At 62.2% G+C, this 14,315-nt stretch carries 13 protein-coding genes and 1 riboswitch; of the genes, 6 read left to right on the top strand and 7 right to left on the bottom strand.

What is annotated here, in order from left to right; translation table 11 throughout:
- Positions 1-38: 38 nt before the first annotated feature.
- From DS839_RS28685 to DS839_RS28660, 6 genes are all read right to left on the bottom strand, one after another.
- A complete protein-coding gene (locus tag DS839_RS28685) occupies positions 39-404 on the bottom strand; it encodes a cupin domain-containing protein (RefSeq protein ID WP_119273945.1) in 366 nt (121 codons plus the stop codon).
- Positions 404-1,783 (bottom strand): glycosyltransferase, encoded by a 1,380-nt coding sequence (locus DS839_RS28680; RefSeq protein ID WP_119273944.1) that lies wholly within the window; start codon positions 1,781-1,783, stop codon positions 404-406. Before DS839_RS28680 ends, DS839_RS28685 begins: the two co-directional genes overlap by 1 nt.
- 35 nt (positions 1,784-1,818) lie before the next feature.
- The gene (locus DS839_RS28675; protein WP_119273943.1) at positions 1,819-2,583 is read right to left on the bottom strand and encodes an ABC transporter permease; all 765 of its coding nucleotides are present in this window, start codon (positions 2,581-2,583) and stop codon (positions 1,819-1,821) included.
- Complete coding sequence (locus DS839_RS28670; RefSeq protein ID WP_119274048.1) at positions 2,576-3,406, bottom strand: ABC transporter permease; 831 nt, start codon at positions 3,404-3,406, stop codon at positions 2,576-2,578. The genes DS839_RS28675 and DS839_RS28670 overlap by 8 nt, the downstream gene beginning before the upstream one ends.
- An 88-nt stretch (positions 3,407-3,494) precedes the next feature.
- Positions 3,495-4,541 (bottom strand): polyamine ABC transporter substrate-binding protein, encoded by a 1,047-nt coding sequence (locus DS839_RS28665; RefSeq protein ID WP_162918866.1) that lies wholly within the window; start codon positions 4,539-4,541, stop codon positions 3,495-3,497.
- Positions 4,542-4,629: 88 nt separating this feature from the next.
- Complete coding sequence (locus DS839_RS28660) at positions 4,630-5,838, bottom strand: aromatic ring-hydroxylating oxygenase subunit alpha (RefSeq protein WP_119273941.1); 1,209 nt, start codon at positions 5,836-5,838, stop codon at positions 4,630-4,632.
- A 139-nt stretch (positions 5,839-5,977) separates the two neighbouring features.
- Positions 5,978-6,162, top strand: a riboswitch (cobalamin riboswitch).
- 56 nt (positions 6,163-6,218) lie between these two features.
- Here DS839_RS28660 and DS839_RS28655 point away from each other — a divergent pair.
- The 5 genes from DS839_RS28655 to cobO are packed head-to-tail and all read left to right on the top strand — an operon-like array spanning position 6,219 to position 12,496.
- Complete coding sequence (locus DS839_RS28655; protein ID WP_119273940.1) at positions 6,219-6,395, top strand: CbtB domain-containing protein; 177 nt, start codon at positions 6,219-6,221, stop codon at positions 6,393-6,395.
- A 17-nt stretch (positions 6,396-6,412) separates the two neighbouring features.
- Complete coding sequence (locus DS839_RS28650; protein ID WP_119273939.1) at positions 6,413-7,138, top strand: CbtA family protein; 726 nt, start codon at positions 6,413-6,415, stop codon at positions 7,136-7,138.
- 2 nt (positions 7,139-7,140) lie between these two features.
- Positions 7,141-8,178 (top strand): cobalamin biosynthesis protein CobW, encoded by a 1,038-nt coding sequence (cobW, locus tag DS839_RS28645; protein WP_119273938.1) that lies wholly within the window; start codon positions 7,141-7,143, stop codon positions 8,176-8,178.
- On the top strand, positions 8,178-11,894 hold the full coding sequence (gene cobN / locus DS839_RS28640; protein ID WP_119273937.1) for a cobaltochelatase subunit CobN: 3,717 nt from the start codon (positions 8,178-8,180) through the stop codon (positions 11,892-11,894). The genes cobW and cobN overlap by 1 nt, the downstream gene beginning before the upstream one ends.
- Positions 11,891-12,496, top strand: a complete 606-nt coding sequence (gene cobO / locus DS839_RS28635; RefSeq protein ID WP_119273936.1) for a cob(I)yrinic acid a,c-diamide adenosyltransferase — start codon at positions 11,891-11,893, stop codon at positions 12,494-12,496. Before cobN ends, cobO begins: the two co-directional genes overlap by 4 nt.
- On the opposite strand, the gene DS839_RS28630 is transcribed toward cobO, so the two are convergent.
- Complete coding sequence (locus DS839_RS28630) at positions 12,497-13,486, bottom strand: methyltransferase (RefSeq protein WP_119273935.1); 990 nt, start codon at positions 13,484-13,486, stop codon at positions 12,497-12,499.
- Between the two features lie 321 nt (positions 13,487-13,807).
- Here DS839_RS28630 and DS839_RS28625 point away from each other — a divergent pair, with 321 nt between their 5' ends.
- A complete protein-coding gene (locus tag DS839_RS28625) occupies positions 13,808-14,281 on the top strand; it encodes a hypothetical protein (RefSeq protein ID WP_119273934.1) in 474 nt (157 codons plus the stop codon).
- Positions 14,282-14,315 lie beyond the last annotated feature (34 nt).

Here is a 14,315-nt window from a genome sequence, read left to right as displayed (position 1 = left end):
GGGCGCTGACGACTGCAGGTTGGTCGGCATCTCTTCTCCTAACTCAGCATATAAACATTGCGCATGGTCTCATGGACCACGCAGATCCCGGTCCAGCCGGCCGGGAACAGCACGGCCGTGCCCGGCACGATCTCGATCGTCTCACCCGATTGATGCGTGTAAGTGGCGCGTCCGGAGACGAAGTAGCACAATTCGTCGCGCGGAATCGAGAGCGGCCAGGTGCCGGGCGTGCATTGCCACAAGCCCGATTCCGGCTGCCCGTTCGGCCCCTTGTGCAAGAGCACGCCGTCGCTCTTGGAATGGCCGGCGATGGGATCGGGCTGATGGCCCCAATCCTTGAGCGGCCCCGCATAGTGCGCGGGATCCGCGATATGAGGGGCGGTGGAGCTAAGGCCCTTGCCCATCACGCGGCCTTCTTGCGGCGCAGGAGCCCGTCGATGACCTTGGCCGCCTTGGCCGGCCCCTTCTTGCTTCGCATGGCCTTCGACGTCTTCTTGAGCTTCGCCTTCATCTTCTTGTCGGTGAGCATCCTCTCGATCCGATCGGCCATGTCGGCATCCGTCCACTCATAGCGGTCGAGCTTGAAGCCGTGGCCCGTCTCCTCAACGCGGGTCGCATTGTCATGGCCGTCCCAGACATAGGGCATGATGATGGCGGGCTTGCCGAAATAGAGGCATTCGGTGAAGGAGTTGTTGCCGCCGTGATGGATGACGGCATCGACTTGCGGGATCACCGAAGGCTGCGGGTACCACGTGGCGATATGCATATTGGGCGGCACATCCGTATATTGATCGATGTAATCGCCGACATTGACCAGCGCCCGGACCGGCAATCTGCCGAGCGTCACGATAAGGCGTTTCAGAAGATCAACATCGCCCGAGCCCAGCGAGCCGAAGCTCACATAGAGTAAAGGCTTGTCATTGTTCTTCTTGAACTTCGGCACCTTGTACGGTACCTCCTTGCGTACGCAGCCTTCGAGATACTGAAACTGCTTGGGCGGCAGCTTGTGGCGGCGCTTGAACTTCACGGCTGTTGGATAGAGCAGCAGATTCATATGCGGGGAGGCTTCGAAGAATTGTCCAAGGGGGTATTTCTCTTCGCCGACGCTCTTCAGAAACTCGGTGAAGTTGTCATGAATGGGCTTGATTACTTCGTTGAAGCGCTTGCGAAAGCGGGCGAAGCCCTCCTTGTCTTTCTCACCTAGGCCGGAGAGATGCGGCGGGATATCCGGATCCTCGATCTCGTTTTCCGAGCATGAGATGATCCTGACCCAGGGCTTGTCGTTATCGCGGGCATAGCGCTTGATCGCCGGAAACAGGATGACATTGTCGACGCAGACGACGTCCGGCTTCACGGTGGCGAGGACGCCGGGCAAATCCTTCTCGGCCCATTTTGCGGTCTCGACGATCATCTCCCAGCAGCCCTTCACGTAATTGTCGATCTGGTCGTAGGGGCTCTTGCGGAAATTGGGGATGTGGCCGTTGATGAAATCGACCCAGAATTTCGCCATCTCCTCGGGCGGCAGAGGCTCCGACAGGTTCACGGCGTGGGCCTCGAAACCATAACCCTTATAGACATCGAGGAAGCCCGGATCGGAGAGGAAGACCACCTTGTGGCCGAGTTTCTCCAATGCCTGGCCGATGCCGACCGAGTTCAGTGCCGGGCCGAAGGCCGCCTCCGGAAACAGCGCGATGACCTTCTTCGGTTTCTTGGCCGCCTTGCGTGCGGCTTTCTTCTTGGCCGGCTTCTTCGCCGCCTTCTTCTTCACTGCCTTCTTTGCCATAAGGTGACCCCTTTCGTCTCTCTCCTAGCAGATTATCACGTGCCCGGCATGCTGGCGCGGTTGAAGCGCTGCGCCAGCAGCACCAGGATGAAGCTCATGAGCAATATGATCGTCGCCATCGCATTGATCTCGGGCGTGACCCCGAAGCGGATCATGGCATAGATCTGCATCGGCAGAGTGGTCGAGCCCTGCCCGGCGCCGGCGGTGAAATAGGCGATGATGAATTCATCGATCGACAAAGTGAAAGCGAGCAAGGCCGCCGCGACCACCGCCGGCCAGATGAGCGGAAAGGTCACATGCCGGAAGGTCGCGAGCGCCGTGGCGCCGAGATCGCGCGAGGCCTCGGTCAGGGACCAGTCGAAGCTCTTGAGCCTGGCGCGCACCACGGCGCAGACGAAAGCGATGTTGAAGACGACATGCGCCAGGATGATGGAATGAAGGCCCAGGGTGAATTTCACCAGCGTGAAGAAGGAAAGCAGCGCGATCGCCAGCACGATATCGGGGATGATCATCGGCATGAAGAGCAGCGCATCGAGCCCGGACGAGGCCTTGCGCCGCTCGACGCCGAGAGCAAGGAGCGTGCCGATCGCCGTCGCGATGAGGGTCGAAGCCACGGCGACGATCAGCGAATTCCTGGCCGCGGCGATGATCTTGGGGCTTTCCAGAAGCCGCCCGTACCACTCGGTCGAAAAGCCGGTCCAGGCGGTTGGCAGGCCCGCCTTGTTGAAGGAAAGCACCATCAGCACGACGATCGGCGTATAGAGAAAGACATAGACGAGAGCGAGATAGGCCTTACGCATGGCTCTTGCCTTCCCCCCGTGCCCGGTTGGCTGCCACCGCCTGGGCAAAGAGCAGCACGAGCATGATGGCGATGAGGATGACCGAGAGTGCCGAGCCGAAGGGCCAGTCGCGGGCGGTGAGGAACTGGTCATAGATGAGATTGCCGACCATTTGCAATTTGCCGCCGCCCAGGAGGTCGGGCGTCACGAAATTGCCGATGGAGAGCACGAAGACGAAGACCGCGCCCGCGGCGACGCCCGGCGCCGTCAGCGGCAGGGTGATGCGCCAGAAGGTGGTGGCCGCCGTGGCGCCCAGATCGCGCGAGGCCTCGGCATAGGACGGATCGAGGCGCTGCAGCGCCGAATAGACCGCGAGGATCACGAAGGGCACGTAATTATAGACGAGGCCCAGGATGACGGCGAATTCATTATAGAGGATCGGCAGCGGCGAATGGATCAGGCCGAGCCATTGCAGGAAATTGTTGGCGAGGCCGGAGGGATTGAGAAGAACGATCCAGGCATAGGTGCGGATGAGGTAATTCGTCCAGAAGGGCAGCATGGCGAGGAACAGGAGCGCCGTCTGGCGCTCGGGCGCCGCCCTGGAGATCGCATAGGCCGCCGGATAGCCGACGAGCAGCGCGAAGAAGGCGGCGAGACCGGCGATGCGCGCCGAATCGAGGAAGATCGAGAGATAGAGCCATTCGCCGGCGCGCACGAAATTGCCGAAGGTCGCGACCGACCAGTCGACGCCGCCATAGATGCCGCGCTCATAGAAGGCGGTGACGAGGATGATGGCGCACGGCACCACCATCAGGATGCCCAGCCACAGAAGGCCGGGAAGCATCAGTAAGAGAGACGCCAGTCTTTGCGGCATGACACCCGTGAAAGCCGAGCGATGCGGTTGGGTCCGCATCGCTCCGCCGGGTTGAACCTTATTTCGCGGAAGTGATTTCGGTGACCACCTTCGAGAAGACTTTCATGCCGTCGCCCAGGTCGCGCAATTGCTCATATTTGAGGAGATCCGCGGGGGCGATCGCCATGTTCGGATACTTCTCCAGCATGGACTTGTCGATCGCCTCCATGCCGGCCTTGTTGGGCGTCTTGTACATGATGTTCTCGACCACCCATTTTCCGGTATCGGCCTTCAAAATATAGTCGAGGAATTTATAGGCGGCGTCTTTGTTCTTCGATCCTTCCACGAGCACCATCGTGTCGACCCAGAGGTCGGAGCCTTCCTTCGGGATCACATATTTGATCTCCGGCTTCTCGGCGATGCCGTAATTGCACCAGCCATCCCAGGCCTGCACCAGAGAGGCTTCGCCCGAGACAAGCTTGGAAAAGAATGTCGTGTCGTCATAAGCGAGAAGCGTCTTCTTCGTTTCGATCAGCAGCGCCTTCACCTGGTCGAGCTTGGCCGGGTCGATCTCGTTGACCGACATGCCGAGTGCCAATTCGCCCGCCGCCATCAACCAGCGATCGGTCGAGAGCATGGTGATCTTGCCCTTGAGGTCATCGGCGGGCTTCAGGAGATCGTTCCAGCTCGTCGGCGCGGCCTTCACCACGTCCGAGCGGTAGCACAGGCCGGTGGTGCCCCAGGCATAGGGGATCGAGAAGCTGTTGCCCGGATCATGCTTGAGCTGGGCCGCTTCCGGATAAAGATTGGCGATATTGGGAATCTTGCCGTGGTCGAGCTTGGCGGCGATGCCGAGCTTGCTCAGGGCCTCGGCGAAGGGCGAGGAGACGAAGAGCACATCATAGCCCTCGCCTTTCGAGGCGACGACCTTGCCCATGATCTCTTCATTGGTCGCATGCACCGCGACCTCGACCTCGATGCCGGTCTCCGCCTTGAATTTCTCCGGCAGGTCCTTCGGCATGTAGCCGTCCCAATTGGAAATCACGAGCTTGTCGGAGGCCTGCGCCAGGCTGGCCGCAAGCAGCATCGTCGCGCCGGCGGCGAGCGCGGCGGACATCCAGTTCATGGTTCTCACTTTTCCCTCCCTTAGGGCTTTTTTGTTAGGACATGACTGTGCCATGCCCGGCTTTCGGCCTGCAAGGGGGGCGTGCCGCTCAATTGCGCTGGGCGGCGAGCAGCGTCTGGTTGATCGTCTCGACCTGGCCCTTGGCCGGCTCGTCGGTCAAGGCCGACACCGGGATCTTCCGGCGCAGCATGTCGTGATAGTCGCGCACACCGGCCTCGAGATCGGACAGGATCATGGTGCTGAAGCCCGAGGACTGCATCGATTCCCAGGACCATTTGATGAGCTGCGCATCCTCGGCACCGGTGACGCGGTCGATGCGGTGGGCGAGATAGCGCGCCACCTTGGCTTCGCGGCTGTCGGCCACAGGCGCGTAATAGGCCATGCGCTGCACCGTCTTGCCCACTTCCACCGGCAATTCCTGATAGAAGCCGATGAGGTCGGGATAGAGCATGATGACCAGATTGGGGAACATGCCGAGATAGACCCAGCGCCCCCTTGCCTCTTCCGGCAGATGCTCCATCACCGGGCGGTGCTTCACATAGTTGCGCACACTCCAGAAGCGCGGCGACACGCCGGTGATGCGACCTTCCGAGCGCGACACGCCGGCCGAAGGCCTGCCATCCTTATATTGCTGGCCATAGAGGTCGTGGAGGGCGGGATGGGCGATCGGCACGTGATAGCCTTCATTGTCGACGTCGCGTACCGCCTTCCAGTTCACTTCGAGGACGTCGCGGGTCTGCGGCGCGTAGGGCCTGATGTCGGTGAGCCTGTAGGCAGAGGCCTCCGCCTCATGCGGTGCCATCAGCTCGGCGACCGAGCCCTGCGGGCCCGGCTTGAAGCGGACGAACACGAAACCGTGCCAGATCTCGTGCTCGACCGGCACCAGGCCATGGGTCACGGGATCGAGCTTGGGGAAGGTCTTGGCCTTCGGCACCGCGCGCAGCGTGCCATCGAGATTATAGGACCAGCCATGGAACGGGCAGACCATGGCGCTCTTGCAGCGCCCGCTCTCGCCCGCCACCACGCGCGAGCCCCGATGCCGGCACACATTGTGGAAAGCGCGCACGACATTGTCCTTGCCGCGCACGATGAGCGCGCGCTCGCCGGCGATGTCGAAGGTCGTCCAGTCGCCTTCCTTGGGGATGTCGCTCACATGGCAGGCGAGCTGCCAGTGGCGGCGGAACAGCTCCTCCTGCTCGATCAGGAAGAGCTCCTTGTTGAAATAGGTCCAGGGCGGAAGGCCCGCGCGCTCATCGTCGGTCAGACGGTTCGGCGTCACGAAATCGATCGCGTTCATTGTGGGCCTCCTTTTCTAATTGAACGTTCAGTCAATATACCCCACGGAAGGAGCTGAAAGCAATAGGAAGAGACTGCTGTGGAAGGTCAGAAAAAGCTGAGCCTTGACGGGCGCTTATGGCCGTGGCACGCATGACGAACGCGGTGTTTCGATGCCCAAAGGCTAGAAACCGAACAGGGAACACGGTGCGGACGACCCAATCGGGGCCAAAACCGTGACTGCCCCCGCAACTGTGAGCGGCGAGGACGTACGCAGAATTGGCCACTGGGCAACCGGGAAGGCCGCGTGCATCCGCCCGAGCCGCAAGTCAGGAGACCTGCCGCGCCAACCGAGGGCCCTGCCCTCACATTATTGTTGAGCACACGGAGGGTGTTACGCTCATGACCACGGATCGGATTTCCACTTCTTCTCTCACCATGTCGCAGCGCGTGGCCGCGGGCCTCAGCGCGATGGCCTTTGGCCTCCTGCTGATTGCCGGCGTCGGGCTTGCCCATGCCGACAAGCTGCACAATGCGGCGCATGACACGCGTCACTCGATCGGCTTCCCCTGCCACTAAGCTAAGCAGGTTTTTCCATGATCGGGCGAGTGATTCTCGCCGCGCTCCTTGCCGGGATCGCGGCCGGCTTGTTCTATGGCGCGGTCCAGCATGTGCGGCTCACGCCATTGATTCTCGAAGCTGAGAAATATGAAAATGCCGGCGACGGTCATACGCATGACCATGCCGCCGCTGCAACGACAACGACCGAACAGGCGCCAGCTCCTGCAGCCGAGCCTGCGGCTGAAGAAGAGGCCTGGGCGCCCCAGGATGGCGCCGAGCGCACCTTCTACACCTTCCTGGCCAGCATCGTCGCCGGCGCCGGCTTCGCCGCCGTGCTGGCCGGCATCAGCCTCCTGTCGGGGGTGAGGATCACGCCACGCAACGGCGTGCTCTGGGGCCTGGCGGGGTTCCTCGCCGTGCACCTGGCGCCCGCAGCGGGCCTGGCACCTGAATTGCCCGGCATGCCGGCCGCCGATCTCGCGGCGCGGCAGATCTGGTGGATCGGCACGATCATCGCGACCGGTGTCGCCATCTGGCTCTTCACCCAGAGAAGCGAGACGTGGGCGAAGGTTTTGGCCGTCATCCTGGTGGCTTTGCCCCATATCATCGGCGCGCCGCAGCCGCCGACCCATGAAAGTGGCGTGCCTGCCGGCCTTTCGGCCGAGTTCGCGGCCAACACGCTGGCCGCGGCGGCCCTGCTCTGGCTTGCCGTTGGCGGCTTTCTCGGTCTCGCCATGGACCGCTTCGTCAAGGAGGCCTGATCATGGCGCTCGAGAAAATCCCTGCCACCGTCATCACCGGCTTCCTCGGCGCCGGCAAGACGACATTGATCCGCCATCTCCTGCAGAACGCCAAGGGACGGCGGATCGCCCTCGTCATCAACGAGTTCGGCGACATCGGCGTCGACGGCGAGATCCTCAAAGGTTGCGGCGACGATGTCTGCCGCGAAGAGGACGTGGTCGAGCTCGCCAATGGCTGCATCTGCTGCACGGTCGCCGATGATTTCATCCCGACCATGCGCAAGCTCCTCGACCGCGATCGGCCGCCCGAGCATATCGTGATTGAGACCTCGGGCCTCGCTCTGCCCCAGCCTTTGGTGCGCGCCTTCAACTGGCCCGAGATCAAGTCGCGTGTGACGGTCGACGGCGTGGTGACCGTCGTCGATGCCAAGGCGCTGGCCGAGGGCCGCTTCGCCGATGACGAGGAGGCGGTGGCGCGCCAGCGTGCCGCCGATCCCAATCTCGATCACGAGAATCCGATCGAGGAGTTGTTCGAGGATCAGCTCAATTGCGCCGACATGATCATCCTCAACAAGACCGACCTGCTTCTCGATCATGAGACCGACAAGCTCGCGGGCGATCTCAAGACGCAGATCCGAAAAGGGACCAAGCTCGTGCCGGCGCAGCATGGCGCGCTCGATGCGGCAGCGCTTCTCGGCATCGCGTCGGCCGCCGAGGACGACATGCATAACCGCCTCTCCCATCACGAGATGGAAGGCGAGGTGCAGCACGACCATGACGATTTCGTCACGTTCTCGATCCCGCTAGGCGCCATCGCCGACCGCGAGAGCCTTATCGACCGCATCCAGGATGTCATCGCCGACCATGACATTTTGCGGCTCAAGGGCTTTGCCGCGATCGACGGTGCGCCGGGGCGGTTGCTGATCCAGGCGGTCGGGCCGCGGCTCAATAGCTATTTCGACCGACCCTGGCGGGCGGACGAGAAGCGTTCGAGCGAGGTCGTCGTCATCGGATTGAAGGGACTGGACCGGGCCGTGGTCGAGTCCCGCCTCAAGGGCTGATGCATCTCCTTGCGACCCAGACGGGCGTCATAGACGGCGCGGCCGAAGCTATCGACCTTGCGCAGGAGCCGGGCGACATCGTCGTGCTCTCCGCCGCCGACAGCGAGCTTGCCGCCTTGGCGCGCGCCTGGGACGCGATCGGCAGCGACGCCGTCTCGCTGCGTCTCGCCAATCTGTTGCAGCTCCAGCACAACCTCTCTGTCGATCTCTATCTCGAAAAGACGCTGAAGCAAGCGAGGCTCATTGTCCTGCGCCTCCTTGGCGGGGCGCAATACTGGGCCTATGGCCTCGGCGAGATCGAAGCCCTGGCGCGCGAGCACGAGATCGCGCTCGCCGTTCTGCCAGGCGATGCCCATCCCGATCCCGAGCTTGCCGCACGCTCGACCTTACCCAAGGCCGATTGCGAAAGGCTCAGGCAATATCTCATTGCCGGCGGCCAGGAGAATGCCGCCGCCTTCCTCAAGCTATGCTTGCATTTCCTGGGGCAAGGTGCTGCGCCCGCCCCGCCGCGGCCGCTCGCCAAGGCCGGTCTCTACTGGCCGGGACAGGCTTGCGAAAGTCTTGAGGAGCTCAGCGCCAACTGGATCACCAATGCGCCGGCCGCGGCGCTGGTCTTCTATCGCTCGGTGCTCGAAGGGGCGCAGACGGCGCCGGTCGATGCGCTGGTCGCGGCACTTCGGCAGCGAAGGATCAATGCCCTGCCCGTCTTCGTCACGAGCCTTAAAGACGCAGCGAGCGCCGCGTTCATCACCGCCACATTCGGTGAAGCGCGTCCGGCCGTCATCCTCAATACGACTTCTTTCGCCGTATCTTCGGGCAGCATCGCCGCCGACACGCCTTTCACACCCTTTGACTGCCCGGTGCTGCAGGTCGTCTTCGCGGGCTCCGGCGAAGCGAGCTGGCAAGAGAGCGCGCAAGGTCTCGGCGCCCGCGATCTCGCGATGAATGTCGTCCTCCCCGAGCTCGACGGCCGCATCTTCTCGTGCGCCGTCTCCTTCAAGGCGGACGATCACTGGGACGAGCGGACGCAATGCCGGATCGTGACCTACCGGCCGGTCCGGGACCGCATCGACTTCGTCGCCGATCTGGCGGCGGCCTGGATCGCCCTGCGTCAGACGCCTCCCGCCGATCGGCGCATCGCCCTCCTCCTCGCCAACTATCCCAACAAGGACGGCCGTATCGGCAACGGCGTGGGCTATGACACGCCGGCGAGCACCATCGCCATCCTGCAGGCACTCGCCGATGCAGGTTATGGCATCGATGACATTCCCGCGGATGGGAATGCGCTCATCGAAAGCCTGCAACGAGGCCGCACCAATGCGCATCGCCATGGAAGCGCGACCAGGCTCGCGCTCGGCGACTATGTCCGGGATTTTGCCGCCTTGCCCGACGATGTCCGGCGCCAGATCATCGAGCGTTGGGGCGCTCCCGAACAGGATCCCTTCTTCGCGAGAGATGCCTTCGAGCTTCCCGTCCTCATTTTCGGCCATGCGGCGGTCGCGATCCAGCCGGCGCGCGGCTACAATATCGATCCCAAGGCCACCTATCACGACCCGGCGCTGGTGCCGCCGCATGGCTATCTCGCCACCTATTTCTGGCTGCGCCATCATTTCAAGGCCCAGGCGATTATCCACAATGGCAAGCACGGCAATCTCGAATGGCTGCCTGGCAAGGCGACGGCGCTGTCCTCCGCCTGCTACCCCGAGATCGCCTTCGGCCCTTTGCCGCATCTCTATCCCTTCATCGTCAACGATCCGGGCGAAGGCACGCAGGCCAAGCGCCGCTCGGGCGCCGTCATCATCGATCACCTGACGCCGCCTCTGACGCGGGCCGAGACCTATGGTCCGCTCAAGGACCTCGAGGCTCTGGTCGATGAGTATTATCTCGCCTCCGGCCTCGATCGCCGCAGGCTCGCTGCACTCAAGCGCGATATCCTCGATCTCACCAGAAGCCAGAGGCTCGATGTCGATGCCGGCTTCACCGGCGATGAGACGAGCGATCTCGTGAAGCTCGACGCCTATCTCTGCGACCTGAAGGAGGCGCAGATCCGCGACGGTCTCCATATATTGGGTTCTTCGCCGCAAGGCCGGCTCGAGACCGATCTTCTGGTGGCGCTCACCCGCGTGCCGCGCGGGCTCGGCGAGGAAAGCGATCAATCGCTGATTCGCGCTCTGGCGCAGGATCTGAGCTTTGCCGATTTCGATCCGCTCACCTGCGACATGAGCGCGCCCTGGATGGGTCCCCGCCCCGATATCCTCGCCGCCTTGAGCGCGGATAGCTGGCGATCGCAAGGCGATACGGTCGAACGTCTCGAGATACTGGCCTCGCGCTGCGTAGAGACACAGGCCGGCATTGGCGCGCAATCGGACAAGGTCATCACCGCGATCGAGACTATCGCCCGTCCGGCCTTGCGCGCCTCGGGCGAACGCGAAATCTCGAGCGTGCTCAAGGGACTCGATGGGCAATTCGTGGTGGCAGGACCTTCGGGCGCCCCGACCCGCGGACGGCTCGATGTCCTCCCCACCGGCCGCAATTTCTATTCCCTCGACAACCGCACGGTGCCGACACCTACTGCCTGGACGCTCGGGCAGAAATCGGCGGAAGACCTCATCGCCCGGCACTTCCAGGATTTCGGACGCTATCCCAAGGCGCTCGGCCTCTCCGCCTGGGGCACGTCCAATATGCGCACCGGCGGCGATGATATCGCGCAGGCGTTGGCGCTCATCGGCGCAAAGCCCGTCTGGGAACCGTCGAGCTGGCGCGTGACCGGCTATGAGGTGATCCCGCTCGCGAAGCTCGGGCGCCCCCGCATCGACGTCACCTTGCGCATCTCGGGCTTCTTCCGCGACGCCTTCCCGGCCCAGATCGAGCTCTTCGACAAGGCGATCCGCGCCGTCGGCCGGCTCGACGAGCCGGAAGGCGACAATCCGATCGCCGCCCGCATGCTGAGCGAAACGAGGACGCTCACCGCGGCCGGGCTTGCCGCCGCCGAAGCCGAACATGCCGCCGGCTACCGCATCTTCGGATCGAAGCCCGGCGCCTATGGGGCGGGTCTCCAGGCGCTGATCGATGAGAGACTGTGGGCCGAACGCGCCGATCTCGCCCGCGCCTATATCACCTGGGGCGCCTATGCCTATGGCGCGCGCGACGCTGGCGCCCATGACGAGCGCGCATTCGGCGAACGTCTCAAGCGCATCGAAGCCGTGGTGCATAACCAGGACAATCGCGAGCACGATCTGCTCGATTCCGACGATTACTATCAGTTCGAAGGCGGGATGAGTGCTGCCGTCGAGGCGATGTCGGGTCAGAGGCCGCGCGTCTATCACAACGACCATTCGCGCCCGGAGCGGCCGGTCATCCGCACGCTCGAGGAAGAGGTAGGCCGCGTCGTGCGCTCGCGCGTCGTCAATCCGAAATGGATCACCGGCGTCAAACGCCATGGCTATAAGGGCGCCTTCGAGATCGCGGCGACGGTCGACTACATGTTCGCCTTCGCGGCGACGACGGGTGCGGTGCAGAGCCATCATTTCGACCTCGCTTATGACGCCTTTCTCGCCGATGAGGAAACGCGCGACTTCATCGCCCGCAACAACCCCTCAGCGCTCGTCGAGATATCGGAGCGGCTCGAGGAAGCGATCGCGCGCGGCCTTTGGACGCCGCGCTCCAACTCGGCCTATGGTCAATTGAAGCTTCTCAAGGAAGGACGTGCCCCATGAGTGAAGACGAAAATGTCCGCCATCACGACAAGATGCAGAAGAAGAAGGCGGCGCGCGACAAGATCATGGCCGGCAAGACGATCGAGAAAGGCCTGATCATCGTCCATACCGGCAAGGGCAAAGGCAAGTCGACCGCGGCCTTCGGCATGGTGTTCCGCTGCATCGGCCACGGTATGAAAGCGGGCGTCGTGCAGTTCGTCAAAGGCGCCTGGGCGACGGGCGAGCGCACGGTGCTGGAGAAATTCCCGGATCTGGTGACGATCAAGGCCATGGGCGAAGGCTTTACCTGGGAAACCCAGGACCGCGAGCGCGACATCGCCCATGCGCGCGCCGGCTGGGAAGAAGCCAAGCGCATGATCGCCGACCCGCAATACGAGCTCGTGCTGCTCGATGAGCTCAATATCGTGCTGCGCTACGACTACCTGCCGACCGAAGAGGTCGTCGAGACCTTGCGCAACAAGCCCGCCGACAAGCATGTGATCGTCACCGGCCGCAACGCCAAGGACGAACTGATCGAAATCGCCGACCTCGTCACCGAGATGGAGCAGATCAAGCATCCCTTCCGCTCGGGGATCAAGGCGCAGAAGGGCATTGAATACTAGCTAGACCGCAGACGCCTCAAGAATGGAAATCGGTCCTCGCGTCGGGATCACCCGTTCAAGCTTTAGCCCCGCGGCGTCTAACAGGCTTGCATACTGAGCTTTCGTCCTCTCCAGGCCACCAGTAACGGCTAGCATGACAACGTCGATTTGCTTGATCTGATCAGGTTCGTCTCCTGACGGCACGAGCGTCTCGGCCACAAGCACCTTCCCGCCTGGCAGCATCGCCTTGCGGCAATTTCGTAGAATTGCCTTGGCACGCTCATCATCCCAGTCGTGGATCACTTTCTTAACGACGTAGACATCGCCGATAGGAACGCTCTCAAAGAAATCACCGGCGACAAATTCAGTGCGCGGCAGGTGGCCGCCTGCACCCTGTTGTGCGGCAGCGACGCCTGAAGGGAGATCAAAGAGCACGCCACTCAGATGGAGATTGCGAACCAGGATTTCGGCGAGAAGCTGACCATGTCCGCCACCGAGGTCGACGACACGCGTGAACGGCCTGAAGTCATAGGCATCGGCAACCGCCTCGTTGCTGCCTTGACTCAAGGCCACCATGGCACGCTGAAACAAAGCAGCCTGCTCGGGATGTTCCGACAGCCAGTCGAATCTTGGACTTCCGAACACCTTGTCAAAAGCCGGCTTGCCGGTGTGAACAGAATGCATGAGCTGCCCGAAGGCAAGGTAGGCTTCGCTGTTGATCATATGGATGAAGTCACGGGGACCGGGGCGATCGGAGCGCAGCACGGTACCCATCTCCGTCAGCTCGAAATGACGGGGCAGCACCTCCCTGAAGACTCCTTCGGCTGCAAGAAGCCGCATCACACGATAAAGCGCGTCGGCATTCGACCGAGTGGCGGCCGCCAATTCAGCTACTGATGACTTGCCGGCGGCCAGAAGATCCGGAATGCCGAGTTCGATAATGACGCGCAGCGCCTGTGACACGGCGAACCCAAATCCAAGCCTCATAACCTGTTGCGTCGGCTTAACCATGGTGTCTCCGAGGGTGTCCACGGATACTTATCAGAATGGACCGAACTTAATCCAGCTATTCCCGCACAACGGGTTCAGCACTGCCAGCCCCCTTTCCGAGCGCAGCGACGCCGGCCGGGAAGAGGCCAAGTGCATGAGCGCGGATTCGCAATGCAAGCTCGTGCTCCTCAACGAGCCCAATATTGTGCTCCATTGTTGTAGGCGATGATTTGAGATAGAACATTCCAACCATCTAGCTCTGGTGCCATCGTGCATAGATTGGTGGCCGCAACATTGTTGAGTGCGTGTTTGGCTGGTGCCCCCGCACTTGCAGCCGACAGAATGGAGAAATTGCCTCCTCCCGTTCTGGCCTTTGCCCAGCAATTTGACAAGGAGTGCCGAGACAACGGCCTCGGGCGGCTGACGGTGAGCGAAAACTACTCTGATGATGGTCGCGGTGAGGCCGATGTCAACGCGGACGGTCAGAAGGATTACTTTGTCTACAAGTGCATGTTCGGGTGCAGTCGGGACCCATTTGCGTTCACAGGAAAATCGAGCCCATGCCCGTGGGGCAGTCTGTTGTTGTCCAAGCCAGAGGGCTACGATCAAGTATTCCTGCCCGGAAGGGTAAGCCGGCTTGCTGCCGGCTTGCCCGTCAAGATTTCGATCAAGCGCCCGAGAGCGCTGCGGGATTTCTGCGAAGATCCGAGCTATGACCCGGAATATGTTTATCAGCTGAAGGAAGGTCGCTTCCAGTTGTTGGGAATGTGCTCACCGAACGCCACAACCGATTGTCTCGCGTCATCCGGACTTTAGAGTCCGGCATTCTGCGTGTTTCGAATAGCGAGGC

This window comes from Taklimakanibacter deserti (assembly GCA_003574785.1).
The sequence above is the reverse complement of the archived record's forward strand: the minus strand, read 5'-3'. Positions and strand labels throughout refer to the sequence as shown.

Excerpts from the sequence above, each read along its gene's own strand:
- DS839_RS28685 (WP_119273945.1), bottom strand. The coding sequence starts at position 404 with ATGGGCAAGGGCCTTAGCTCCACCGCCCCTCATATCGCGGATCCCGCG.
- DS839_RS28680 (WP_119273944.1), bottom strand. The coding sequence starts at position 1,783 with ATGGCAAAGAAGGCAGTGAAGAAGAAGGCGGCGAAGAAGCCGGCCAAG.
- DS839_RS28675 (WP_119273943.1), bottom strand. The coding sequence starts at position 2,583 with ATGCGTAAGGCCTATCTCGCTCTCGTCTATGTCTTTCTCTATACGCCG.
- DS839_RS28670 (WP_119274048.1), bottom strand. The coding sequence starts at position 3,406 with ATGCTTCCCGGCCTTCTGTGGCTGGGCATCCTGATGGTGGTGCCGTGC.
- DS839_RS28665 (WP_162918866.1), bottom strand. The coding sequence starts at position 4,541 with ATGAACTGGATGTCCGCCGCGCTCGCCGCCGGCGCGACGATGCTGCTT.
- DS839_RS28660 (WP_119273941.1), bottom strand. The coding sequence starts at position 5,838 with ATGAACGCGATCGATTTCGTGACGCCGAACCGTCTGACCGACGATGAG.
- DS839_RS28655 (WP_119273940.1), top strand. The coding sequence starts at position 6,219 with ATGACCACGGATCGGATTTCCACTTCTTCTCTCACCATGTCGCAGCGC.
- DS839_RS28650 (WP_119273939.1), top strand. The coding sequence starts at position 6,413 with ATGATCGGGCGAGTGATTCTCGCCGCGCTCCTTGCCGGGATCGCGGCC.
- cobW (WP_119273938.1), top strand. The coding sequence starts at position 7,141 with ATGGCGCTCGAGAAAATCCCTGCCACCGTCATCACCGGCTTCCTCGGC.
- cobN (WP_119273937.1), top strand. The coding sequence starts at position 8,178 with ATGCATCTCCTTGCGACCCAGACGGGCGTCATAGACGGCGCGGCCGAA.
- cobO (WP_119273936.1), top strand. The coding sequence starts at position 11,891 with ATGAGTGAAGACGAAAATGTCCGCCATCACGACAAGATGCAGAAGAAG.
- DS839_RS28630 (WP_119273935.1), bottom strand. The coding sequence starts at position 13,486 with ATGGTTAAGCCGACGCAACAGGTTATGAGGCTTGGATTTGGGTTCGCC.
- DS839_RS28625 (WP_119273934.1), top strand. The coding sequence starts at position 13,808 with ATGGAGAAATTGCCTCCTCCCGTTCTGGCCTTTGCCCAGCAATTTGAC.